This is a genomic window from Amycolatopsis stemonae, assembly GCF_054781455.1.
Genome location: NZ_BAAGUJ010000008.1, coordinates 27,768 through 50,240, shown reverse-complemented (window position 1 = coordinate 50,240; position 22,473 = coordinate 27,768). Strand labels below are relative to the sequence as shown.

General features: G+C 71.7%; 24 protein-coding genes. 7 read left to right on the top strand and 17 right to left on the bottom strand.

What is annotated here, in order from left to right; genetic code table 11:
• Positions 1–3 precede the first annotated feature (3 nt).
• Positions 4–1,713 carry an FAD-dependent oxidoreductase gene (locus tag ACYVLJ_RS27675; protein ID WP_451978017.1) on the bottom strand — a complete coding sequence of 570 codons (1,710 nt, stop codon included), beginning with the start codon at positions 1,711–1,713 and terminating at the stop codon, positions 4–6.
• A gap of 165 nt (positions 1,714–1,878) precedes the next feature.
• Here ACYVLJ_RS27675 and ACYVLJ_RS27670 point away from each other — a divergent pair, with 165 nt between their 5' ends.
• Complete coding sequence (locus tag ACYVLJ_RS27670; RefSeq protein WP_451978020.1) at positions 1,879–2,073, top strand: DUF397 domain-containing protein; 195 nt, start codon at positions 1,879–1,881, stop codon at positions 2,071–2,073.
• Here ACYVLJ_RS27670 and ACYVLJ_RS27665 read toward each other — a convergent pair.
• From ACYVLJ_RS27665 to guaB, 4 genes are all read right to left on the bottom strand, one after another.
• Positions 2,057–3,190 (bottom strand): GuaB3 family IMP dehydrogenase-related protein, encoded by a 1,134-nt coding sequence (locus ACYVLJ_RS27665; RefSeq protein WP_451978023.1) that lies wholly within the window; start codon positions 3,188–3,190, stop codon positions 2,057–2,059. The two genes, ACYVLJ_RS27670 and ACYVLJ_RS27665, sit on opposite strands and share 17 nt — an antisense overlap.
• Before the next feature lie 92 nt (positions 3,191–3,282).
• A complete protein-coding gene (locus ACYVLJ_RS27660) occupies positions 3,283–3,813 on the bottom strand; it encodes a hypothetical protein (protein WP_451978026.1) in 531 nt (176 codons plus the stop codon).
• 74 nt (positions 3,814–3,887) lie between these two features.
• Positions 3,888–4,331: a DUF3574 domain-containing protein gene (locus tag ACYVLJ_RS27655; RefSeq protein ID WP_460440885.1), complete on the bottom strand. Its 444-nt coding sequence runs from the start codon at positions 4,329–4,331 to the stop codon at positions 3,888–3,890.
• Positions 4,332–4,382: 51 nt separating this feature from the next.
• Entirely contained in the window at positions 4,383–5,894 is a 1,512-nt protein-coding gene (gene guaB / locus ACYVLJ_RS27650; RefSeq protein ID WP_451978031.1) for an IMP dehydrogenase, read from the bottom strand.
• Positions 5,895–6,023: 129 nt separating this feature from the next.
• Between guaB and ACYVLJ_RS27645 the strand changes: the two genes are divergently transcribed.
• Positions 6,024–6,419: a DUF5319 domain-containing protein gene (locus tag ACYVLJ_RS27645; protein ID WP_451978177.1), complete on the top strand. Its 396-nt coding sequence runs from the start codon at positions 6,024–6,026 to the stop codon at positions 6,417–6,419.
• Positions 6,420–6,496: 77 nt separating this feature from the next.
• On the opposite strand, the gene ACYVLJ_RS27640 is transcribed toward ACYVLJ_RS27645, so the two are convergent.
• The 5 genes from ACYVLJ_RS27640 to ACYVLJ_RS27620 form a co-directional block, all read right to left on the bottom strand.
• Complete coding sequence (locus ACYVLJ_RS27640) at positions 6,497–7,438, bottom strand: anti-sigma-D factor RsdA (RefSeq protein ID WP_451978034.1); 942 nt, start codon at positions 7,436–7,438, stop codon at positions 6,497–6,499.
• Positions 7,438–8,010, bottom strand: a complete 573-nt coding sequence (locus ACYVLJ_RS27635) for a sigma-70 family RNA polymerase sigma factor (RefSeq protein WP_026468912.1) — start codon at positions 8,008–8,010, stop codon at positions 7,438–7,440. The genes ACYVLJ_RS27640 and ACYVLJ_RS27635 overlap by 1 nt, the downstream gene beginning before the upstream one ends.
• Positions 8,011–8,410: 400 nt before the next feature.
• Positions 8,411–9,007 carry a response regulator transcription factor gene (locus tag ACYVLJ_RS27630; protein WP_003073605.1) on the bottom strand — a complete coding sequence of 199 codons (597 nt, stop codon included), beginning with the start codon at positions 9,005–9,007 and terminating at the stop codon, positions 8,411–8,413.
• Between the two features lie 131 nt (positions 9,008–9,138).
• Entirely contained in the window at positions 9,139–9,993 is an 855-nt protein-coding gene (locus tag ACYVLJ_RS27625) for a hypothetical protein (protein WP_460440884.1), read from the bottom strand.
• A 62-nt stretch (positions 9,994–10,055) separates the two neighbouring features.
• A complete protein-coding gene (locus tag ACYVLJ_RS27620; protein ID WP_460440883.1) occupies positions 10,056–11,000 on the bottom strand; it encodes a MerR family transcriptional regulator in 945 nt (314 codons plus the stop codon).
• A gap of 209 nt (positions 11,001–11,209) precedes the next feature.
• On the opposite strand from ACYVLJ_RS27620, the gene ACYVLJ_RS27615 reads away from it, so the two are divergent.
• The gene (locus ACYVLJ_RS27615; RefSeq protein ID WP_043792619.1) at positions 11,210–11,512 is read left to right on the top strand and encodes a WhiB family transcriptional regulator; all 303 of its coding nucleotides are present in this window, start codon (positions 11,210–11,212) and stop codon (positions 11,510–11,512) included.
• A gap of 111 nt (positions 11,513–11,623) precedes the next feature.
• Here the strand turns inward: ACYVLJ_RS27615 and groL are convergent, their stop codons facing one another.
• The gene (groL, locus tag ACYVLJ_RS27610; protein ID WP_451978043.1) at positions 11,624–13,237 is read right to left on the bottom strand and encodes a chaperonin GroEL; all 1,614 of its coding nucleotides are present in this window, start codon (positions 13,235–13,237) and stop codon (positions 11,624–11,626) included.
• 89 nt (positions 13,238–13,326) lie between these two features.
• A complete protein-coding gene (gene groES, locus ACYVLJ_RS27605) occupies positions 13,327–13,620 on the bottom strand; it encodes a co-chaperone GroES (protein ID WP_007031106.1) in 294 nt (97 codons plus the stop codon).
• Between the two features lie 323 nt (positions 13,621–13,943).
• Between groES and ACYVLJ_RS27600 the strand changes: the two genes are divergently transcribed.
• A complete protein-coding gene (locus ACYVLJ_RS27600; protein ID WP_460440882.1) occupies positions 13,944–15,809 on the top strand; it encodes an N-acetylmuramoyl-L-alanine amidase in 1,866 nt (621 codons plus the stop codon).
• 19 nt (positions 15,810–15,828) lie between these two features.
• Here the strand turns inward: ACYVLJ_RS27600 and ACYVLJ_RS27595 are convergent, their stop codons facing one another.
• Complete coding sequence (locus tag ACYVLJ_RS27595) at positions 15,829–17,205, bottom strand: glycosyltransferase family 2 protein (protein ID WP_451978049.1); 1,377 nt, start codon at positions 17,203–17,205, stop codon at positions 15,829–15,831.
• A complete protein-coding gene (gene xrtP / locus ACYVLJ_RS27590; protein ID WP_460441130.1) occupies positions 17,202–17,711 on the bottom strand; it encodes an exosortase/archaeosortase family protein in 510 nt (169 codons plus the stop codon). Before xrtP ends, ACYVLJ_RS27595 begins: the two co-directional genes overlap by 4 nt.
• Before the next feature lie 364 nt (positions 17,712–18,075).
• On the opposite strand from xrtP, the gene ACYVLJ_RS27585 reads away from it, so the two are divergent.
• The 3 genes from ACYVLJ_RS27585 (at position 18,076) to wecB (ending at position 20,273) form a co-directional block, all read left to right on the top strand.
• A complete protein-coding gene (locus tag ACYVLJ_RS27585; protein WP_451978052.1) occupies positions 18,076–18,843 on the top strand; it encodes a choice-of-anchor P family protein in 768 nt (255 codons plus the stop codon).
• A 2-nt stretch (positions 18,844–18,845) separates the two neighbouring features.
• On the top strand, positions 18,846–19,025 hold the full coding sequence (locus ACYVLJ_RS27580; protein ID WP_460440881.1) for an LPXTG cell wall anchor domain-containing protein: 180 nt from the start codon (positions 18,846–18,848) through the stop codon (positions 19,023–19,025).
• Positions 19,026–19,121: 96 nt separating this feature from the next.
• On the top strand, positions 19,122–20,273 hold the full coding sequence (gene wecB, locus ACYVLJ_RS27575) for a non-hydrolyzing UDP-N-acetylglucosamine 2-epimerase (RefSeq protein WP_451978184.1): 1,152 nt from the start codon (positions 19,122–19,124) through the stop codon (positions 20,271–20,273).
• Between the two features lies 1 nt (position 20,274).
• On the opposite strand, the gene tsaD is transcribed toward wecB, so the two are convergent.
• Genes tsaD through tsaB form a run of 3 tightly spaced genes read right to left on the bottom strand, consistent with a single transcriptional unit; the run spans position 20,275 to position 22,462 of the window.
• Positions 20,275–21,321, bottom strand: coding sequence for a tRNA (adenosine(37)-N6)-threonylcarbamoyltransferase complex transferase subunit TsaD (gene tsaD, locus ACYVLJ_RS27570; RefSeq protein WP_451978054.1), 1,047 nt, complete (start codon positions 21,319–21,321; stop codon positions 20,275–20,277).
• Complete coding sequence (gene rimI / locus ACYVLJ_RS27565; RefSeq protein ID WP_460440880.1) at positions 21,321–21,800, bottom strand: GNAT family protein; 480 nt, start codon at positions 21,798–21,800, stop codon at positions 21,321–21,323. The genes tsaD and rimI overlap by 1 nt, the downstream gene beginning before the upstream one ends.
• Positions 21,797–22,462 (bottom strand): tRNA (adenosine(37)-N6)-threonylcarbamoyltransferase complex dimerization subunit type 1 TsaB, encoded by a 666-nt coding sequence (gene tsaB / locus ACYVLJ_RS27560; RefSeq protein WP_460440879.1) that lies wholly within the window; start codon positions 22,460–22,462, stop codon positions 21,797–21,799. The genes rimI and tsaB overlap by 4 nt, the downstream gene beginning before the upstream one ends.
• Positions 22,463–22,473 lie beyond the last annotated feature (11 nt).

Sequence of the window (22,473 nt, the reverse complement as noted above, 5' to 3'; positions counted from 1 at the left end):
AGTCTAGGACCGGCGCAGCGCCGCCGGTGCGTCCGCCGGAACCGCCGGGTTCTTCGGTGCCACCGGCTCCAGCCGGACGTAGGCCGAGTCCTGGGCGGGGCGGGCGTCCGGCTCGCCCTTGTTAGGCCAGAACGAGAACGCCCGCTCGGCCTGGGCGGTGATCGTCAGGGACGGGTTCACGCCCAGGTTGGCCGTGATCGCCGCGCCGTCCACCACCGACAGGCCCGGGTAGCCGAACACCCGGTGGTACGGGTCGATGACGCCGTCTTCCGCGGTGGCGCCGATCGGGACGCCGCCGATGAAGTGGGCCGTCAGCGGGATGTCGAAGATCTCGCCCCACGTGCCGCCCGCGATGCCGCCGATGTGCTCCGCCGTGCGCTCGTTGGCCTCGTGGCCGGCCGGGATGAAGCTCGGGTTGGGCTCGCCGTGGCCCTGCTTGGACGTGTACTTGCGCCGCCCGAACAGGCCGCGCCGCGTGTACGTCGTGATCGAGTTGTCCAGGCTCTGCATCACCAGCAGGATCACCGTGCGCTCGCTCCAGCGGTAGCCGTTGAGCAGCTTCGCGGCCTGGACCGGGTGCTTGAGCATGAACGTGACCGCCTGGCGCCAGCGCGGCACCGGCGACGCGCCGTCGGTCGCGATCGTCTGCAGCAGGCTCATCGCGTTGCTGCCCTTGCCGTAGCGGACCGGCTCGATGTGGGTGTTGTCGTCCGGGTGGATCGACGACGTGATCGCGACCCCGCGGCTGAAGTTGCGGCTCTCGTCGACGTCCGTGCGGGCCGCGCCGATGATCGCCTCGGAGTTGGTCCGGGTCAGCTCGCCGAGCCGCTTCGACAGCTTCGGCAGCGTGCCGGTGTCCTTCATCTTGTGCAGCAGGTTCTGCGTGCCCCAGGTCCCCGCGGCGAAGACGACCTTCTCGGCCGTGATCGTCGTCCGGAACTTCTTCGAGGTCGTCCCGGTCTTCTTCAGGTCGACTTCGTACCCGCCGTCGACCGGCCGCACGGACGTCACCGTCGTCAGCGGGATGACCTTCGCGCCGTCCTGCTCGGCGAGGTAGAGGTAGTTCTTGACCAGCGTGTTCTTCGCGCCGACGCGGCAGCCGGTCATGCAGGAGCCGCACTCGGTGCAGCCGACGCGCTCGGGCCCGGCACCGCCGAAGTACGGGTCCGCCGCCCGTTCGCCGGGCTTGCCGAAGTAGACCCCGACGGGCGTCGCGTGGAAGGAACCCTCGACGCCCATGTCCTTCGCGACCTCGCGCATCACGACGTCCGACGGCGTGATGGTCGGGTTCGTGACGACCCCGAGCATCCGGCTCGCCTGGTCGTAGTGCGGCGCGAGCTCCGCCTCCCAGTCGGTGATGTGCGACCACTGCCGGTCGCGGTAGAACGGCTTGAGCGGCCGGTAGAGCGTGTTCGCGTAGACGAGCGACCCGCCGCCGACACCCGCGCCCGCCAGCACCATGACGTCGTTGAGCATGTGGATGCGCTGGATCCCGTAGCAGCCGACCTGCGGCGCCCACAGGTAACGCTTGAGATCCCACGACGTCTTCGCGAACTCGTCGTCGGCGAACCTGCGCCCGGCCTCGACGACGGCTACGCGGTAGCCCTTCTCGGTGAGCCGCAGCGCCGCGACGCTGCCGCCGAACCCCGACCCCACCACGACGACGTCGTAGTCGGGGCCACCCGCACTGGTGGTGGTGTTACTGGCAGTCACACCTTGAGCGTAACCCGGGGTTCCCGTCCTGACCAGAGGTAAGTTACTGGCCAGTCACCCTTCTGGACGCTTTCGCGGCCCACGACCGTGGGTACTTTCCCAAGTGCTCGATGTCCACGTCGGCGATTCACCGCTGAGCGGGACACAATCCCAGGAGGCACCACGATGAGCCCACGAACGCTCACCGGTTGGCGCAAGTCGAGCCACAGCCACTTCGAGGAGAACGCCTGCGTCGAGATCGGCACCGGTCCCGGCGTCGTCGGCGTGCGGGACACGAAGCAACCCGCGCCCCGGCCGATCCTCGTCTACTCGACCGAGGCCTTCGCCGCGTTCTTGGCGCACCTCACCGACGGACGGTGAGGCCCACCCGCTGGAACTCCTTGAGGTCCGAGTACCCCGTCTTCGCCATCGCGCGGCGAAGCGCTCCGAAGAGGTTCACGACGCCTTCCGCGTCGGACGACGGCCCGAACAGCAGCGTCTTGAGGTCGACCGCGTAGTCCGGGCCCGCGGCCACGCGCGAGCGCGGCAGGGACGGGTGGGCGGCCGCCGCCGTCCAGTACAGGCCCTGACCCGGCGCGTCCTGGGCGGCCGCCAGCGGGGAGCCGAGCATCACGGCGTCCGCGCCGCAGGCGATCGCCTTCGCGATGTCGCCCGACGTCGTCATGCCGCCGTCGGCCAGCACGTGCACGTAGCGGCCGCCGGTCTCGTCGAGGTAGTCGCGGCGGGCGGCCGCGGCGTCGATGATCGCGGTGGCCATCGGGACGCCGATGCCGAGCACGCGGTCGGTGCTGGTGACGCCCGGCGTGTAGCCGTGGCCGACGATGACGCCCGCCGCGCCGGTGCGCATCAGGTGCATCGCCGTGCGGTAGTCGCTGACCCCGCCGGCGATCACCGGGACGTCGAGGCGGCCGATGAACTCCTTGAGGTTCAGCGGCTCGGCGTCGCGCTGGACGTGCTCGGCGGAGATGATCGTGCCCTGCACGACCAGGATCTCGACGCCGGCGGCGATGAGGTCCGGGGTCAGCTCGGCGGCGTGCTGCGGGCTGACGCGCGCGGCCACCGTGACACCGGACTCGCGGACGGTCTTGATCGCCTCGGTCAGCAGGTCGAGCCGGATCGGCGCGGCGTGCAGCTCCTGCAGCACGCGGCCCACCGCGGTCGGGTCCTCGAGGTCCTCGGCCGCGCGGACCAGCTGGAAGATCGCGTCCTCGACGTTCGGGTGCCGCGCCCAGAGCCCTTCGGCGTTGAGCACACCCAGGCCACCCAGTTCGCCGACGGCGACCGCGGTGCCGGGCGACACGATGGCGTCGGTCGGGTGCGTGACCAGCGGCAGGTCGAAGCGGTAGGCATCGATCTGCCAGGAGGTGGACACCACCGACGACGACCGGGTCCGCCGCGAGGGCACGATCTCGACGTCGTCGAGGTCATAAGCCCGCCGCGCGGTGCGGCCCATCCCGATCTCGACCAGGTCCCGCACGTGAAGCCTCCTCCGACGACGACAATCTGCCGTGCCCCATTGTCGCTAGTCCGCGTGGGTGACCTGCGCACGGGGGTTGCAACCGGCCGGCGTCACACCCGCACGAAGACGACGACCGGGGCCAGCAGGGCGCCCAGGGCGAGCGCCAGCCAGGTCGCGACCGGCGGGTAGACGTTCAGCCGGACCGCGCCGAAGTACACCGCACCCAGGGAGAAGAGGGCCGCGAGGATGAGCAGCACCGGGCGCACCACGCCCGGCCGCAGGTCGACCACGCCGCCGCCGGCGTGCAGGTAGGCGATGCTGCCGTCCGCCGTCGAGATGTCGGCGACCACCGGCTGCCCGGCCGGCAGGTCGAGGCCCGGGTCGACGGCCGTGATGCGGTAGTGGCGTCCCTCGGCCGTGTCGATCGCGACGGTCTGGCTCACCGCCTGCTCGTCGCCGCCGACCGGGAGCGCGCCCCGCTCGTGGGACACGACGTGCCCTTCGACGCGGTAGGTGGGCGCGTCCCGGCCGGCGAGCACCTGGCACATCAGGCAGACGACCCCGCCGAGCGCCAGCGACACGAGCGCGACGGCCGTGAAGAACACCCTGCGCAGCACTCGCGTGAAGCGGCCGACCGTCATGCCCACCAGTGCACACCACGACGGCCACGCAAGGCGATAGGCCGATTACCGTAAGCACGCTAGGTTACGGAAACTCAGAACGAGACCTTCTCCACGGAGTCCGAACGCAGTACGGACTCCTGCTGGAACTGCTTTTCGTAGTCGGCGCGAAGGCCTTCGATCTCGCGCTCGGCGTCCCGGTCGGAGAACGGGTACAGCAGGACGATCACGTGCGTGTGCTCGCGGACGACCGCACCGGACGCACCGCGCCACTGGCCGCTGCCGTCGAGCCGGGTGAAGCCGTCCGGGAACGCCGGGGTGATCTCGCGGTCGGAAAAAGCGGCGAACTCCTTGTCGGTCACCTCGGTGCCGTCGGGCTTGCCGGTGCCGAAGAACAGCTCGGTGCGCTTCCAGAGCTCACCGGGCGACTGCTGAACCTGCGGGGCCGGCGTGCTGTCCGCGGCGGCTGCCCCGCCGCCGAGCCCCAGCAGCGCCGCGGCGACGGCCGTGCTCGCGAGTGTCCGCCTCGAGATGGTCATGGGCCGAGTTTCCCGGCCCATGACCAGCCGAGGAATGATCGAAAGGGCGGACTAACGCGTCGTGTAGTTGGGGGCCTCGACGGTCATCGTGATGTCGTGCGGGTGGCTCTCCTTGAGGCCCGCCGCGGTGATCCGGACGAGCTGCGCCTCCTGCAGCTCGGCGATCGTGTTCGCGCCCGCGTAGCCCATGCCCGAGCGCAGGCCGCCGACGAGCTGGTGCACGACGTTGGCCAGCGGCCCGCGGAACGGGATCCGGCCTTCGATGCCCTCCGGGACCAGCTTGTCCTCGCTCAGCACGTCGTCCTGGGCGTAGCGGTCCTTCGAGTACGACTTCGCCTGGCCCCGCGACTGCATCGCACCGAGCGAGCCCATCCCGCGGTAGACCTTGAACTGCTTCCCGTTGACCAGGATCAGGTCGCCGGGCGACTCGGCGGTGCCGGCCAGCAGGCTGCCCAGCATGACCGTGGACGCGCCGGACGCGATCGCCTTCGCGATGTCGCCGGAGTACTGGATGCCGCCGTCGCCGATCACCGGGACACCGGCCGGGCGGCACGCCTGGTCGGCCTCGTAGATCGCCGAGATCTGCGGCACGCCGACGCCCGCGACGATCCGGGTGGTGCAGATCGAGCCCGGGCCGACGCCGACCTTGACGCCGTCCGCGCCCGCGTCGACCAGCGCCTGCGCGCCCGCACGGGTCGCGACGTTGCCGCCGACGATGTCGACCGAGTCGCCCAGCTCCTTCTTCAGCAGCGTGACGGTGTCGACGACCGCGCGGGAGTGCCCGTGCGCGGTGTCGACCATCAGCACGTCGACGCCCGCGTCGGCCAGCGCCATCGCGCGCTTGTGGCCGTCCGGGCCGACGCCGACCGCGGCGCCGACGATCAGGCGGCCGTCCGGGTCCTTCGTCGCCTTCGGGTACTGCTCGGTCTTCACGAAGTCCTTGACCGTGATCAGCCCGCGCAGCTTGCCCGCGCCGTCGACGATCGGCAGCTTCTCGATCTTGTGCCGGCGCAGCAGGCCCAGCGCCGCGTCCGCGGAGACGCCGACCTGCGCGGTGACGAGCGGCGCCTTCGTCATGACCTCGGACACCGGGCGGCTGTGGTCGACCTCGAACCGCATGTCGCGGTTGGTGATGATGCCCACCAGCGCACCCGACGCGTCGGTCACCGGGACGCCGGAGATCCGGAACTTCGCGCACAGGGCGTCGACCTCGGCCAGCGTGGCGTCGGGCGAGCAGGTGACCGGGTCGGTGACCATGCCGGCCTCCGACCGCTTGACGACCTCGACCGCGGCGGCCTGCTCGTCGATCGGCAGGTTGCGCTGGAGGACGCCGATGCCGCCCTGCCGGGCCATGGCGATCGCCATCCGCGCCTCGGTGACGGTGTCCATCGCCGCGGACACCAGCGGGATGCCGAGGGTGATGTTCCGGGTCAGCCGGGAGCTCGTGTCGACGCCGCTGGGCACGACGTCCGATTCGGCGGGCAGCAGCAGCACGTCGTCGAAGGTCAGGCCGAGCATCGCGAACTTGGCCGGAACGGGGGCGGTGTTGCCGTCGCTGGTCATAGCGGGTGAAGGGCCTTCCTGGCGCGGGATGAGCGGGGTCGCTGTGGCGACCCGGAGCCTTCCCCTCATGATATCCGGCGGGCGGGCCTGCCCCGGGTGGTGGGCGAGGCGCCGGGACCGCCGGGTACCGTGCAGGCCGTGGCGCACGATGTCCTGCCTCCAGACCCGTTCGCGGACGACCCGGACGACCCGGCCCGCGCGTTCCTCGACCACGAGGACCGGCTGGACGAGCCGATCAGCGACCAGGAACGCACGGAGCTGCTGGCCGATCTCTCCGATCTGGCCGTCTACCAGGCCCTCCTCGAGCCCCGCGGGGTCCGCGGGATCGTCGTGGACTGCGGCGAATGCGACGAGCCGCACTACCACGACTGGCACCTGCTGCGGGCCAGCCTGGAGCAGCTGCTGGCCGACGGCCGGATGCGCCCCCACGAGCCGGCGTTCGACCCGAACCCGGGCGACTACGTGAGCTGGGACTACTGCCGGGGCTTCGCCGACGGCGTGACGGCCAACGAAAGCGCCTACTGACGTTGTGAAAAAGGCCCTGGTGAGCTTGCTCACCAGGGCCTTTTCAGTGGTCCAGCCAGATGGCCGCCCGCGTTCTCTTACTGGCCTCCGGCCACGCTCTGCCCGGTGCCGCCGACCGAGGACTCGCTGCGCGGCGTGCCCGCACCCGGGTCGTTGCCGCTCGCGGCGGTCGTGGTCGGCGTCGTCGGCGTCGTCGGCGGGGGCTCGGTCGTCGGCGGCGGGGGTGTCGGGGTCGGCGTACCCGTGCCCGGGAGGCTCGTCGTGCCGCTGCCGCTGCCCGGGATCGACGTCGCGGAGCCGGCCGGCGGCACCTGCGTGGCCGAGCCGCCCGGGGGGACCTGCGGCGTCGAAGTTTTGGTGGGGCCCTGGACCGGCGCTTCCGGGTTCTGCAGCTGCGCGGCGAGCTGCCGGTGCTGCTCCATCAGCTGGTCGCGGTTGTCCTCGGCGCTGACCTGCGACAACGCGGCCTGGGCGGCGTCAAGGGCTTCGCGCGCGGCGTCGAGGTTGCCGCCGGCGATGGCCAGGTTGGCCTTCTCCAGGTCGAGTTTCGCGTTCGCGGCCGCCTCGACCGAGCGGGTGTGATCGGAGTACAGGACCTTCGCGAGGCCCCAGAGGGTGTCGCCGGGTTGTGCGGAGCGCGCGGCCAGCCCGGTGCCCGTGAACGCGATCGCCAGCACGGCGGCGGCGACGGCGACCGGGACGAGCAGCCTGCGGCGGCGTCCGCCCGACGCGTGCTTCTGCGCGAGGTTGGCGGTGGTGACGGTCCGCACAGCGGTGTCGACGTCGACCAGTTCGGCCAGCGGCTCACTGTCGATGTCTCTTCGCCACGCCACCAGCAACGCGTTGAGCTCCTGGTCGCCGAGTCCGTCGGCCAGCGCCGGGTCGGACCCGCCGAGAGCGTCGAGCAGCGCGTCGTCCGCCTGGACCGCCGACAGGTCGGCGGCGAACTCCGCCTCCGATGCCGACAAGCCACTGCCGAAGACGTCGTCGGGCTCGAAACCTCTCTCGTGACCGGTCACTAGATCACCTCCTCCGCGGCCAGGACCTTTCTCAGCCGCGCGAGGGCGCGGTGCTGGGCGACGCGGACGGCGCCGGGCGTGGAGCCGACCGCGTCCGCGGTCTCCTCCGCCGACAGGCCGACGACCACGCGCAGCACCACGATCTCCCGCTGCTTGTCCGGCAGCACCTGCAACAACTGGGACATCCGCTCGTTCAGCTCACCTTGCAGCGCCCGCTGCTCGGGGCCGACCCCGCCTTCGACTTCGTCGGGGATCTCGGCCACCGGCTCGGCTCGGTTGCGCGCCGCCGCGCGGTGCGCGTCGGCGACCTTGTGCTGGGCGATTCCGTAGACGAACGCCAGGAAAGGGCGGCCTTGGTCGCGGTACGAGGGCAATGCCGTTAGCACCGCGAGACACACCTCCTGCGCAACGTCGTCCGCCGAAGCGAACGATCGCTCCTGCCTGCCAACCCGGGCGCGGCAATACCGCACTACCAGTGGACGGATAGCAGCCAGCAGCCGCTCCACTGCCTGGGGATCTCCCTCGACAGCAGCGGCGACCGGCTCATCCAGTCCATCCCCCACATTGGCCATCGCAGACAACAGTCCCAGTGTTACGTGTAGGCGTGCAAAGAATCCGGCCCGTGGTTGCCCTCCGCCGCGCACCGGTGACCGCTACCGTACCTGCGGCCCGCCTCGGGCCGACGCGCGCGGTACTCACCGGCGCGCCGCGACCTCCGGAGGCGCGGAAATACGGATTGTCCAGCTGGCTCGCGGTCGACAACGTCGAATCAACGAGCGAACGGCATCGCGGGTACGGGATCCGTCGGAGGGACGGGGGCCAGGACGGGAATCCGTCCGGGCGGCTGCCCTTGCGGGCGCCGGAGTGTGATGGGGACCACACAGGTACGGGCCAGGGCGGTGCCGCCCTGGCCCGTCGTCACCTGTATTCCGGCCGTGTCAGGATCGAGGAGAGTGCCGCGGGGACGGGAGGTCAGCTGACCAGGCCGCGACGGAAGCCGTGAGCCACGGCCTGCGCGCGGTCGCGCACGCCGAGCTTGCGGAACAGCCGCCGGGCGTGGGTCTTGACCGTGTCCTCGGACAGGTACAGCTCGCGGCCGATCTGGCCGTTGCTCTTGCCCTGGCTCATCCCGCGGAGCACCTGAAGCTCGCGCTCGGTCAGCTGGACGCCCGGGTCGGACGGCTGACGGGGCGCGGGCACCGAGGTGCTCGCCAGGGTGTGGGCCAGCGCGGCGACCAGCTCCGGCCGGGACGCGTCCCAGCGGAGGTAGCCGCGGGCACCGCCGGCGATCGCGGCGGCGATGCTGCCCGCGTCGTCCGGGGCGCCGAAGACGATGACGTTCGCCTGGGGGTTGGCCGAGACGAGCCGCCGGGTGGCTTCGACACCTGTCGGGACCGCGCGTTGGGTTCCGACCAGCACGACGTCGACGGGCTGACGGGAGTACCGGGCCAGCAGCTCGTCACCGTGCGCTACGCAGTCGATGCGACTGACCCCAGGGACCGCGGACATCACTCGGGTGAGCCCTTCACGGACACTGCGTCGGTCGTCGCAGATCAAGACCGTCGTCACGGGGTTTCCTTCCTGCAGCCGGGTGACATTCCACTTCCCCTATCGGACGCTTTAGCCCGAACCTTGACACGATCCGGTGGCTTTTTTTGAAGTTTCTTAGCCCGGATGCCGGAACACCCCATTCCGACGGCTCAACCACCCGGGGCGGGCACCCATGGCGATTCCCCCGCGATCCTCCTCCCGCAAGGATCTGCGCTTCGTAACACTGCGTGCAACACCTCTGCCACTCTGAATCGATACTCCTCGGCGTGTCCAGGGCGCAGATCGGCCATCACGAGCGCCGCCGGCCACGAAAGTGAAAGCAGTTCGCATTCCTCGGCGGTCGCCATTGCATTTCCGACAAGACCGTCCGAAATCTTCCGGTGATCGGGAGCCCCGGCGGCCAGCAGGGCCACGGCCAGCACAATCCCGGATTTCACCGCGTGCCGCCGGGCACCGCGCTCGACAGCGGTTTCGAAAGCGCGCTCGGCGTGCGGCACGGCGGCGCCGCCCTGACCTGCGGCGAGCTCGATCTCGGCGCCGACCCAGCCGCCCCGGACCCGGGCCCGCCACCCGGCGTGCTGCCCGGCGGCCCTGGCGGCCAGGCGCCGCGCGGCCGTGAGCCGGCCGAGGGCGAGGTTGTCGGCGGCCAGGCCGAGGAGGGCGTCGGCCCTCGCGCCCGCCGCGTCGAGACCGTCGGGGTCGGGCGCGCTCGTCAGGGGCGCGGCCTTCGCGAACGCCTCGCCGTCGAGCGCACGTGCCTGGCGGTGCCCGCCCAGCTGCCGCCGGTGGGCGGCGAGGGTGCTGGCGGCGAGGGACGCCTCGAGCGGGTCGGTTTCCCGCCGGAGGGCGTCGAGGAGGGTCGCGGCGGCCGCGTACCGGCCCTGGGCGCCGAGCACGACGGCGGCGAGGAGCCGTTCCCGTGGGGAGCCTTCGCCGCGGGTGGCGGCGGGCTCGGGCAGCGGGTCGCCCCCGAAGGCGGCGGCCCGGAGGGCGGGTTCGTGCACCCGTCCTTTCTAGCGGGTGGGACCGACAAGAACCGGATCGGAGTGACCGGCTTCGCGACCCGCTACCGGCGGCCGCCCACCAGGACGTGCTCGATCCGGTCGGCCGCCTCCGGCAGGTCGGGCAGCAGCTCCACCTTGTCCGGCAGGCCCGCCGGGTCCCACCCGGGCCCGCACGCGAACAGCCGGCTCCGCTGCCGCCCGCGCGACACCCGCGCGAACAGCCTCGTGTCCGCCACGCCGCGGCGGTGCGCCCACAGCACCACGGCCGCCGGGGCGCTCCGGCGCACGGCCACCGCCAGGACCTCCGCCGGCAGCGGCACGCCGAACAGCTGGGCGCCGATCCGCCGTCCGGCCAAGGACGCGGCCAGCGCGTACATCGGCATCGAATCCCGCTCGTCCGGGACGCAGCCCAGGAGCACCGGGCGGGTGTTGCGGGGTTCGTCCAGCACCGGGGTCGCGCGGACGAGCGCCGCGAACACGCACTCCGCGAGCAGGTACTCGACCTCGGCGCCCGCGCTCGCCCCGCGCCAGCGGGCACCCAGGGCCGAGAGCACCGGTTCGATCACGCCCGTCCACGCCGGGAGCACGCCCAGCTCGCCGATGGTGTCCGCGAGCATGCGCTGGACCGCGCCGACGTCCATCGCCAGCGCCGCCGTGCTCAGCCGGCGGGCCAGCCGGGACCGGACTTCGAGGCCGTCGTCGGCGACCGAAGTCCCCGGAGGCTCGTCGGGCTCCTCCGGCTGCGGCGGGCCGGAGCGCGGCATCTGTTCGAGGGCGTAGCGCGCGGCCTCGGCCGTCGACGCGCCGCTCAGCAGCGCGCGCTGCATGAGTTCGAGCCGGCCGATGTCGGAGCTGCCGTAGCGGCGGTGCCTGCCGTCGGTGTGGCGGCTGGGACCGAGCCCGTAGCGGCGGTCCCAGGTACGGAGGGTGGACGGGGCGACCCCGAGCCGGCGAGCGACCGAGGCCACCGGCAGGGTGGGTTCTTCGGTGCCCGACCCAGCTCCCACGAGCCTCAATATCCAGGCACTCAGCGGAGTCGGCAACCGGAGGCGAAACCCCTGCTCACACATCCGGGGGATGCCTAACGGCTGAATCGAACCGAATCTCTTGAACAACTATTGGCGCGCTTCTAACGTTACCGCCGTTGCACCGAATGGAGTATCGGCACCACAGCAGAGCAGCTAGCGGCATCGACCGATTGACGGAGGCGGTCAGGATGGCAGACACGCGCAGGCTCCCAGGACCCAACGCCGACATGTGGGACTGGCAGCTCGAAGGGTCGTGCCGGGGGATGGACAGCGCGTCCTTCTTTCACCCGGACGGCGAGCGCGGCCCGGCGCGGGCACGGCGGGAGGCCAGGGCGAAGGCGGTCTGCCTGAGCTGTCCCGTCCTGGAGATGTGCCGCAGCCACGCGCTGGCGGTGCACGAGCCCTACGGCATCTGGGGCGGGCTTTCGGAGTCCGAACGCGAGCACCTCATCAAGTCCGACAAACGCGCGCTCAGCATGTCCGGCGGCTGAGCGCCCCACAGACATCGGAGGGCGGCACCGGGTGGGGTGCCGCCCTCCGTGCTGTTCGGGGCATGAGAAACGGGGCGGCACGCGTGCCGCCCCGTTCCCGTGGAAAACGCGTCAGTGCGAGTGGCCGTGGCCCGCCGCGGCGGGCTCTTCCTCGACCGGCTTCTCGACGACCGACGACTCCGTCGTCAGCACGAGGCGCGCGATCGAAGCGGCGTTCGCCACCGCGGACCGGGTCACCTTGACCGGGTCGACGATGCCGGCGGCCAGCAGGTCGGTCAGCTCGCCGGTGGCGGCGTTGAAGCCCTGCCCCCAGCCCTGCTCCTGCACCTTGTTGACGATGACCGCGCCCTCGTGGCCCGCGTTGGTCGCGATCCAGAACAGCGGCGCCGTCAGCGCGTCCTTGACGATGCGCACGCCGGTGGCCTCGTCGCCCTCCAGGCCCAGGCCGTCCTCGAGCTCCTTGACCGCGTGGACCAGCGCCGAACCGCCGCCGGGCAGGATGCCCTCCTCGACGGCCGCCTTGGTCGAAGCCACGGCGTCCTCGATGCGGTGCTTGCGCTCGTTCAGCTCGGTCTCGGTGGCCGCGCCGACCTTGATGACCGCGACGCCGCCGCCGAGCTTCGCGAGCCGCTCCTGCAGCTTCTCGCGGTCCCAGTCGGAGTCGGTCGTCTCGATCTCCTTGCGGATCTGCGCGACCCGCCCGGCGATGTCGTCCTTCGAACCGGCACCGTCGACGATCGTGGTGTCGTCCTTGGTGACGACGATCCGGCGGGCCTGGCCGAGCGCGCCGAGGTCGACGTCGGACAGCTTGCGGCCGATCTCCGCGGAGATGACCTCGCCACCGGTGACGACCGCGAGGTCGTCCAGGAACGCCTTGCGGCGGTCGCCGAAGAACGGCGCCTTGACCGCGACGGCGGTGATCGTCTTGCGCAGCGAGTTCACCACGAGGGTGGACAGCGCTTCGCCGTCGACGTCCTCGGCGATGATCAGCAGCGGCTTCTTGGCCTCGACGACCTTCTCCAGCACCGGGAGCAGGTCGGCCAGCGCCGAGATCTTCTCGCGGTGCAGCAGGACGTAGGCGTCCTCGAGGATCGCCTTCTGCTCCTCCGGGTTGGTCGCGAAGTGCGCCGAGAGGAAGCCCTTGTCGAACTGGACACCCTCGGTGATCACCAGCTCGGTCGCCAGGGTCGACGACTCCTCGATGGTGATGACGCCGTCCTCGCCGACCTTCTCGACGGCTTCGCCGAGCAGGGCGCCGATGTTGGCGTCGCGCGAGGTCACGGTGCCGACCTGGGCGATGCTCTCGCGGCCCTTGACCGGGGTGGCCTTGCTCTTGAGGATCTCGACGACCTTGTCCGCGGCGGCCTCGATGCCGCGGCCGATGGACGTCGGGTTGGCGCCGGCCGCGACGTTGCGCAGGCCGACCTTCACCAGCGACTGCGCCAGCACGGTCGCGGTCGTGGTGCCGTCGCCGGCGACGTCGTTGGTCTTGGTGGCGACGCTCTTGGCGAGCTGCGCGCCGAGGTTCTCGAACGGGTCGTCGAGGTCGACCTCACGGGCGACGGTCACGCCGTCGAGGGTGATGGTCGGCCCGCCGAACTTCTTGTCGAGCACGACGTGGCGACCGCGCGGGCCGAGGGTGACCTTGACGGCGTCGGCGAGCTTGTTCACCCCGCGCTCCAGCGCGCGACGAGCGTCCTCGTCGAAACTGATCTGCTTGGGCATAGCGTGTTCCGCTTACCTTTCTCTGAACGCAAGAACGCCCCGCTCCCCGGTGTTGCGGGGCCCGGGGCGTCATGCGCTGCGAGCGGTCGTCAGTTGATGACGGCCAGCACGTCGCGGGCGGACAGGATGAGGTAGTCCTCACCGTTGTACTTGACCTCGGTGCCGCCGTACTTCGAGTAGATGACGACGTCGCCGACGCTCACGTCCAGCGGGACGCGGTTGCCCTTGTCGTCGATCCGGCCCGGGCCCACGGCCAGAACCTTGCCCTCCTGGGGCTTCTCCTTGGCGGTGTCGGGGATGACGAGGCCGGAGGCGGTCGTCTCCTCGGCCTCGCTCGTCTGGACAACGATCTTGTCCTCGAGCGGCTTGATGTTCACGCTCACCGGGTTGACCTCCACGGTCGTCGAAAGCGTTGGCAGGATGTGGTTACGGCTCTACCACCCCCGCCGTCGCGGGTGCCGGGGCTGTCGGGCCGTGCGATTAGCACTCTAGCCACGTGAGTGCCAGCTTCGCAAGGAGGGTGGCCGCGGGCGGGTCGAACGGGCGCGCAGGCGGTCTGACCGGCCGCTTTCGCCCCACCGCGGCACCGAGGGCCGACGACCGGTCCCCGAGCCGCTCAGGGCGCGATTGGGCCGTGTTGGCCTCTACCCCCGGCGTGAGTTTCTGGTTAGGTTCTCACCGTCTGGCACCTGAACCCTGGGGGTTTATGCCCATGTCCCTCCCGAGAACGGCGGCGCTGGTCGCCACCGCCACCCTCCTCACCGGGCTGGCCGCCGCGCCGGCCCAGGCCACCACCCGAGACCAGCGGCAGCGGGACTTCGCCGCCGCCGCGAGCGAGTTCGGTGTTCCCGAGAACGTCCTGCTCGGCGTCTCCTACCTCGAGTCCCGGTGGGACTTCAACGGCGGGACGCCCAGCACCGCCGCCGGGTACGGGCCGATGCACCTGACCGACGTGCGGGAGGCCGGCGTCGCCACCTCCCACCACGACGAGGGCACCGAAGACCCGCGTGGCGACGACGCGCGGCCCGCGCTGCACCCGCAGGCCGGGCCCGCCGTGCCGCCCGCCGGGCTGCAGACCGTCGACGAGGCCGCGCAGCTCATCGGCCAGGACGCCGGGACGCTCCGCGGCGACCCGGCGCAGAACATCCGGGGCGGCGCCGCCCTGCTGGCGAAGGACCACGCCGGAACGGCCAGCTGGTACGACGCCGTCGCGAAGTACAGCGGGTCCACCGGAGACGCCGCGAAGACGTTCGCCGACGAGGTCTTCGACACCGTCCGGACCGGGGCCGCCCGGACCACCGACGACGGCCAGCAGGTCAGCCTGGCCCCGACGCCCGACGTGCGGACCCCGCCGCACGAGCAGGGCCAGACCGGCCTCGAGTGCCCGCGGACCGTCACCTGCGAGTCGGTCCCCGCGCCCTACCAGGAGCTGCCGAACGACGACTACGGCAACCACGACCTCGCGAACCGGCCGGTGAGCCAGAAGATCGACCACATCGTCATCCACGACACCGAGGGCTACTGGGACAGCGTCCTCAAGCTCGCCCAGGACCCGACGTACGTGAGCTGGCACTACACCGTCCGCTCGAACGACGGCCTGATCGCCCAGCACGTGCCGACCAAGGACGTCGCCTGGCACGCGGGCAACTGGTACGTCAACGCGAAGTCCATCGGCGTCGAGCACGAAGGCTTCGCCGCGAAGGGCACCTGGTACACCGAGGCGATGTACCGCTCGAGCGCGAAGCTCGTCGGCTACCTCGCCCGCAGGTACGGCATCCCGCTCGACCGGGCGCACATCATCGGCCACGACAACGTGCCGGGCACGATCCCGTCGACGATCAAGGGCATGCACTGGGACCCGGGCCCCTACTGGGACTGGTCGCACTACTTCGACCTGCTCGGCGCGCCGCTCGGCGGGTTCGGCCGGCCCGGCTCGTCGCTGGTCACGATCGACCCGGACTTCGCGAAGAACCAGCCGATCTTCACCGGTTGCGACACCGCCGGCCAGCCGTGTGCCGCGCGGGGCTCGGAAGCCGTCGTGCTGCACAGCGAGCCCAGTGAGTCCTCGCCGCTGCTGAAGGACGTCGGCCTCCACCCCGACGGGACACCGTCCACGATGGACGTCGCGGACGTCGGCAGCCGCGTCGCGACCGGGCAGCAGTACGCCGTCGCGGACGTCAGCGGCGACTGGACGGCCATCTGGTACCTCGGCCAGAAGGGCTGGTTCCACAACCCGCGCGACGCCCGCGTCGCGAAGCCCGCCATCGGCTGGGTCGTCACCCCGAAGCCCGGCCTCGCGACGGTGCCGGTCTACGGGCGCGCCTACCCCGAGCCCGAGGCCTACCCGGCGAACGTGCCGGTGCAGGCCATCACGCCGTTGCCGTACACGCTGTCGGCGGGCCAGAAGTACTCGTCGGCCGGGACGGTCGGGTCGGAGTACTACTACGCGGTGACGTTCGACCTCGCCGACCACGTGGTGGTCAAGGGCAAGCTCGAGTACGTCCAGATCCAGTTCGGGCACCGGATCGCGTTCGTCAAGGCGGACGACGTCCGGTTCCTGCCGGCGTTCTGACCGGCGGCGGAGGTCGCGCTCACGCGTCGAGCGCGACCTTCGCCCCGGCCGCCTGTTCGGTGTTGCGGCGCGTCTTCGCCCAGCCGTTGCGGCGGCGCACCAGCCGGAACAACGCACGCCACGACGTCACGTAGAACGTGTAGATGTACGCCGCGTACGCGAAGCCGAGCCCGATGCCGCGCAGGACGTTCTTGCTGCGCAGGCACTTCAGCTGGTAGATCGGGCCCCAGACGAGGAACGGCAGCAGCCCGAACGAGCCGTAGATGGCGAACAGGATCCACGCGCCGCCGGTGAACCACGCCCACATCTGCGCCGGGTCGCCCGCGGTGCTCACCACCAGCAGGACGAACGGGATCGGGTACAGCAGCGAGCCGAGCAGCTGCAGCCACGGCTGGGCCAGGTAGTACATCATCTCCGCCGCGCCGAGCGTGCTGACGTGCGGCGAGTCCCAGATCCGCCGGAGGTACCGCGCGCACTGCATGGTGCCCTGGCCCCACCGCGTGCGCTGCACCAGGAACCGCCGCAGGCTGTACAGACCTTCCTGCGCCACATGGGAATCCGGGGTGAACCCGGTGCGCCAGCCTTCCGTCAGCAGGTGGACGCCGAGCTCGAAGTCCTCCAGCAGCGAGCCGCGCCACGGCTGGTCGTCGGGGCCCGCGATGGAGTCGAGCGCGGTGAGCCGGGTGAACTGGCCGTTGCCGCCCATGGAGATCGTGCCGGTGAAGCCGCGGGACGTCTGGATCGCCGCGATGGCCGTCCGGAACTCCAGGTCCTGCAACTGCGCGAGCTTCAGGCCGAACCAGCGGCCGACCGGGTTCCGCGACGGCGGCGGCGTCGCGACGTTGCTCATCCGGACGTCCAGCTGGACCGCGCCGATCCCCGGGTCGCCGAAGAGGTGCCCGGCCGCGCACACGTCCAGGCAGTTCGGCGCCGGCCGGCCGTCGGCGTCGACCACCACCACGACGACGTCGTCGCGGGAGGCGTCCGGGCCCATCCAGTCGTTCAGGGCCCGGTACGCGGCGTTGAGCGCGTCGCCCTTGCCGGTGCGGGCTTCGGGCCGCACGCGCGGCACCAGGTGCAGGTACGGGTCGTAGCCGCCGTGCCGCCGCCACAGCATCCGGACGACGCGAGCGGTCCGGTCCTCGGAGTCGTCGTCGACGACCCAGACGTGCGCCTTGCGGAACGTCGTGCGCAGGTAGCGGATGGTGTCGCGGATGACGGCCTCTTCGTCGCGGCACGGCACGAAGAAGTGCCACGTGAAGTCGGCCGCGTCGCCGACCGGGCCGGGCTTGCGGCGCAGGTACGGCACCACGATGAGGACGACGTAGACGAGGAACGCCACGCTCATCGTCAGCGCGAACGCCTGCGTGATCGCCAGCAGGACCTTGACGCTCATGCGGTCTTCTTCCGCGTGGCGAGCCAGACGAACAGCACCAGCGAGACGGCGCCGCCGAGCACGCTCACCATGGAGCCGAGCAGCGTGTGGCCCCAGTAGTAGCCCTCGTCGGTGCCGAACCCGTGGACCAGCCCGACGATCGTGAGAATGCGCAGCTGGTTCACCAGCACGACGACGAGGGCGGAAACGCCGAGCGAAAAGAACAGCCGTTTCGCATTGCCCGGCCGGAAGTACAGCATGACCATGGTCACAACGAGCAGTGGCAGTAAAAGGAACGCCGACGAACATTCCGGCGTCATTCTCAACCCGAACGGAGCAGCGCTGCTCAACCCAAAGTAAACGGACTCCCGATCGGGGGCGACATAAACACCCGATGTAGTGATGACTTCGAGGATCGCGCCGGCGAGGCGCACTTCCAGTTCGCGGTAGAACCGCTCGGCCAGCACCAGCACGACGCCCGCGGCCGCCAGCGCGCTCAGCGCCACGACCAGCGGAAACCGTGCCATGCCTGCGTTCGGAGCGCTCGCTACGGCCACGACGGTCCTCTCGGTCTGGGTTCTTCGGTCAAGCTGCGGACCCCCGGGCGAGCGTAAGACACGACCGTGCCCCGGCTCTACCCGGAGGTGTGGTTTAAGCGGCCATTCGGCAAATGTCGCGGCGAACTTGCTAGGCCGACCGGGTGATGCTTCCCGCGACCTGCAAGAACGTCCTCCGGGAATACCCAATGCGGTGATTCGGCGAATTTGGTGTGCTATTCCGGCCTCGCTTGGCGATAGTCGATTCGCGTGCCGAGTCGAGGCAAGCCGGGTCGATCCGCGCCACCGTCACGCACCCAACCCGGACAACCCAGCGAATTCGGAGGACCAGTAGATGAAGAGCTCCCTCGTGCGCCGCGGCGGCCTGCTCGCCGCGGTCGTGGCGAGCGTCGTGCTCGCCGGCGCGGCCCCCGCTTCGGCGGCCCCCGGCGACGGGTCGGCGTACGGCGTGAACGTCGACGTCACCCTGCTCGGCCAGCCGGCCGTCAAGGCGGGCCCGCTCGCCGCCGCGAACACCGCGGGCCCGACGACCAGCACGCTGGCCAGCGTCGGCCTGACCGGGATCCTGAGCACCGGCGTGATCACCACCGAAGCCAAGCGGGACGACAACTCCGGCTCGGTGACGGCGAAGGCGAGCACGGCCGACGTCGGCCTGCCGCTGCTCAAGGCCCTCGGGAACAACGTCGGCGCCAAGGCCGTGGAAGCGGTCTGCACGGCGACCCAGGAAGGCGTCAAGGGCAGCACCACGCTGGTCGGCGCGAACCTCGGCAGCGCCGGCGCGGTCGACGCCACCCCGGCGCCGAACACGCAGGTCAAGGTGGCGATCGCCGGGATCAACGTCGCGACGGTCATCCTCAACGAGCAGATCCGGAACAAGGACGGCAGCCTCACGGTCAACGCCCTCCACGTGAAGCTGCTCGGCGGGGTCGTCGGCGCGCTCGGCTCGGGTGACGTCATCGTGTCGTCGGCGACGTGCGGCCCGGCCGCGCCGCCGATGCCGCTGGCCTCCGGTGCCGGCCTGTGGATCGGGCTCGGGCTGCTCGGCGCGATCGCCGTGCCGTTCGGGACGCGCATCTACCGTCGCCGCACCGCCCGGGTCTGACCGTGTACAAGATGCCGGGCGCGGGCGTCGGCGTGGCCGGGGGTGGCGTGGGCACCCTCGCCGCCACCGGCGCCGACATCGGGTGGTGGCTGGCCGTCGGCGTGCTCCTGGTCCTGCTCGGGACCGCCGCGCTGATCGCCGTCCACCGCCGCAACCGCCGCCTCTCCCGGGCGCGGGAATAGGGAAACGGCCGTCGGCGTGCGCCCCTCGCACGCCGGCGGCCCCCTTGAGAGAAATTTTCCTGGACACTGGACTATGTGGAGAAGGGGCACCGCGGGGTGGATGTGATGTTGCTGGCCGGGACGCGCCCGGAAGCGCTGAAGCTCGCGCCGCTGGCACTGGCGCTGGACGAGCACCCGGCGCTGCGGCCGGTCCTGGTCCACAGCGGGCAGCACGCGGGCATGGTCGAGCAGGCCCTGGCGCCGTTCGGCCTGGTCGCGGACGCCTGGCTCGACGTGCCGCCGCGCGTCACGGGCGGCCAGGCGGAGCTCGTCGCGGGCCTGCTCCCCGCGCTGGACGACGTCCTGCGCCGGCACGCGCCGGCCGCGCTCGTCGTCCAGGGCGACACGACGACGACGCTCGCGGGCGCGCTGGCCGCGTTCTGGCTGGGCATCCCGGTGGTGCACCTGGAGGCCGGCCTGCGCACGCGCGATCTCGCGGCGCCGTTCCCGGAGGAGGGCGCGCGGCAGATGGTGTCGCGGCTGGCGGCCCTGCACCTGGCGCCGACGCTCGGCGCGGCGGCCGCGCTGCGCTCGGAAGGCGTGGCGCGCCAGCGGATCGCGGTCACCGGCAACACGGTCGTCGACGCGGTGCTGGAGATCGCGGCGCGCGACCTGCCGGCGCGCGACACGGCGTTGGCGTTGCTGGAGATGGAGATCGCGGAGGCGGGCGAGCGGCTGGTGCTCGTGACCTCGCACCGGCGGGAGTCGTGGGGCGAGCCGCTGGAGCGGACGCTGGCCGCGGTGCAGCTGATCGTGGCCGAGCACCCGGACGTCCAGGTGCTGTTCCCGGCGCACCCGAACCCGCAGGTCCGCGCCCAGGTCGACGCGGCTCTCGGTGGCCTGCCGCGAGTGACGGTGACGGACCCGCTGGAGTACCCCGACCTGGTGCGCGCGCTGCGGCTGGCGTCACTGGTGCTGACGGACTCGGGCGGCATCCAGGAGGAGGCGCCGACGTTCGGCACGCCGGTCCTGGTGCTGCGCGACGTCACCGAGCGGACCGAGGTCGTCGACGCCGGCTGTGCGTGGCTCGTGGGCACGGACACCGAGCGCATCGCCGACACGGCCGCGCGGCTGCTCAGCGGAGCGCTGCGGCCGGCGCAGGTCGGAAACCCCTACGGCGAAGGCAATGCGGCGATCCTGGCGGTCGCGGCGATCGAGGAACTGCTGGGCGTGGGCTCCCGGGCGCACCGGCACGCCGCGGCGTCCTAGGTCAGAGCGAGACCACGTTCACCGGCAGGGCCGGGTTCGCGCTGAAGTCCAACGGCGTCGTCGGGAGCTTGGCCGCCACCACGTGCGCGCCCAGGGCCGCGATCATCGCGCCGTTGTCCGTGCACAGGCGCGGCCGCGGGACGCGCAGCTCGATCCCGGCCGCCGCACAACGCTCCGCGGCGAGGGCGGACAGCCGCGAGTTCGCCGCCACGCCACCGGAGATGACGAGGGTGCCGATCCCCTGCTCCTTCGCCGCGCGGACCGCCTTCATGGTCAGCACGTCCGCGACGGCTTCCTGGAACGACGCCGCGACGTCGTCCACCGGGATCTCCTCGCCGCGCCGGGCCGCGCCTTCGACCCAGCGCGCCACCGCGGTCTTCAAGCCGGAGAAGGAAAAGTCGTTCTTGGCGTCGCGCGGGCCGGTCATGCCGCGCGGGAACGCGATCGCCGCCGGGTCGCCGTTCTTCGCCGCCTTGTCGATCGGCGGGCCGCCCGGGTACGGCAGGCCGAGCACGCGCGCGACCTTGTCGTACGCCTCGCCTGCGGCGTCGTCCACAGTGGACCCCAGCTCGGTGATCCCCGACGCGATGTCGTCGACGCGCAGCAGCTGCGTGTGCCCGCCCGAAACCAGCAGCGCCAGGCACGGCGCCGGCAGCGGCCCGTGCTGCAGTGTGTCCACGGCGATGTGCCCGGCCAGGTGGTTGACGCCGTAGAGCGGCACGTCCAGCGCCGTCGCGTACGCCTTCGCCGCGGAGACGCCGACGAGCAGCGCGCCCGCCAGGCCCGGCCCGGCCGTCACCGCGATGGCGTCCACATCGGACAGTGCCAGCCCGGCCTTCTCGAAGGCACGCGCGGTCGTCGGGACCATCGCCTCGAGGTGCGCGCGGCTGGCGACCTCGGGCACCACGCCGCCGAAGCGCGCGTGCTGCTCGACGCTGGAGGCGACCTCGTCGGCGAGCAGCTCGACCGTGCCGTCGTCGTGCAGCCGGACTAGGCCGACGCCGGTCTCGTCGCACGAGCTCTCGATGCCCATGATGATGCGTGACATCAGCCCGCCACCTCGTCTCGCGTCCGCGCCGGGCGGACCATTGTGTACGCGTCGGCGCCGGAAGGCTGGTAGTAGCGCTTCCGGATGCCGAGCCGTTCGAAGCCGTGGTTCTCGTAGAGCGCGAGCGCCGTTTCGTTGTCGGTGCGGACCTCGAGGAAGACCGGCGCCTCGAACTCGTCGGCCCGCTCCAGCAATGCCCGCAGCAGGGCCTTGCCGATGCCCTGGCCCTGGTGCTCGGGCGCGACGCCGATGGTGTGCACGGTCGCCTCGTACTCGCCGCGGCGCCGCCCGACGACGGCCAACCCCGCGTAGCCGAGCAGCTCGTCACCCTCGTCCGGGCGGGCGGCAAGGTAGAAGTTCCCGGCGTCCAGTTCGGAGTGGAACGCGCGCGAGCTCCACGGGTCGTCGCCGGGGAAGAGGATCTGCTCGATCTCGACGCACCGGGCGATGTCCCGGCGGCGCAGGGGCTCGAGTCTCACGGCGCGGTCACCCGTTTCGGGGCGGCGGGCTCGGCGGCGTCGGGACGGCGCAGGTACAACGGCGTCAGCGGCGCGGGCGTTTCCTTCGCCAGCAGCGCGCTCCGGGCGGCCTTCACGAGGCCGGCGGGCGACGGGAAGCGCGGCTCGATCGGCTGGACGTCGAGCGCGGCGGCGTACAGCACGGCGCCGTCGCCGGCCGCGACCTTGACGTCGGTCTCCAGGTCGGCCGGGCGCCGGACGTGCGGGCCGTCGACGCGGTTCCCGGCGGCGTCGTAGCTCGCCCAGTAGACCTCGCGACGGCGCGCGTCGGTGAGGACGAGGAAGGCGCCGTCACTCGGGGCGACGTCGGCGGCCAGCGCGTCGAGGCTGCAGACGGGGTACACCGGGATGCCGAGGGCGTACCCGAGCGCGGCGGCGGTGGCCATCCCGGCGCGCAGGCCGGTGAAGGGGCCGGGGCCGACACCCGCGACGATCGCGTCCAGATCCTTGAGGCCCACGCCGGCGGCTTCGGCCGCGGCCAGCGCGTGCGGCGTGATCAGCTCGCCGTGGGCGCGCGGGTCGACCGTGACGCGGTCGCCGCGCGTCTCGACCCCGTCGCCGTCCACCGCGACGACGCCCGCGGTCACCGCCGGGGTCGAGGTATCGATCGCCAGTACCAACACGGTAACCAAGC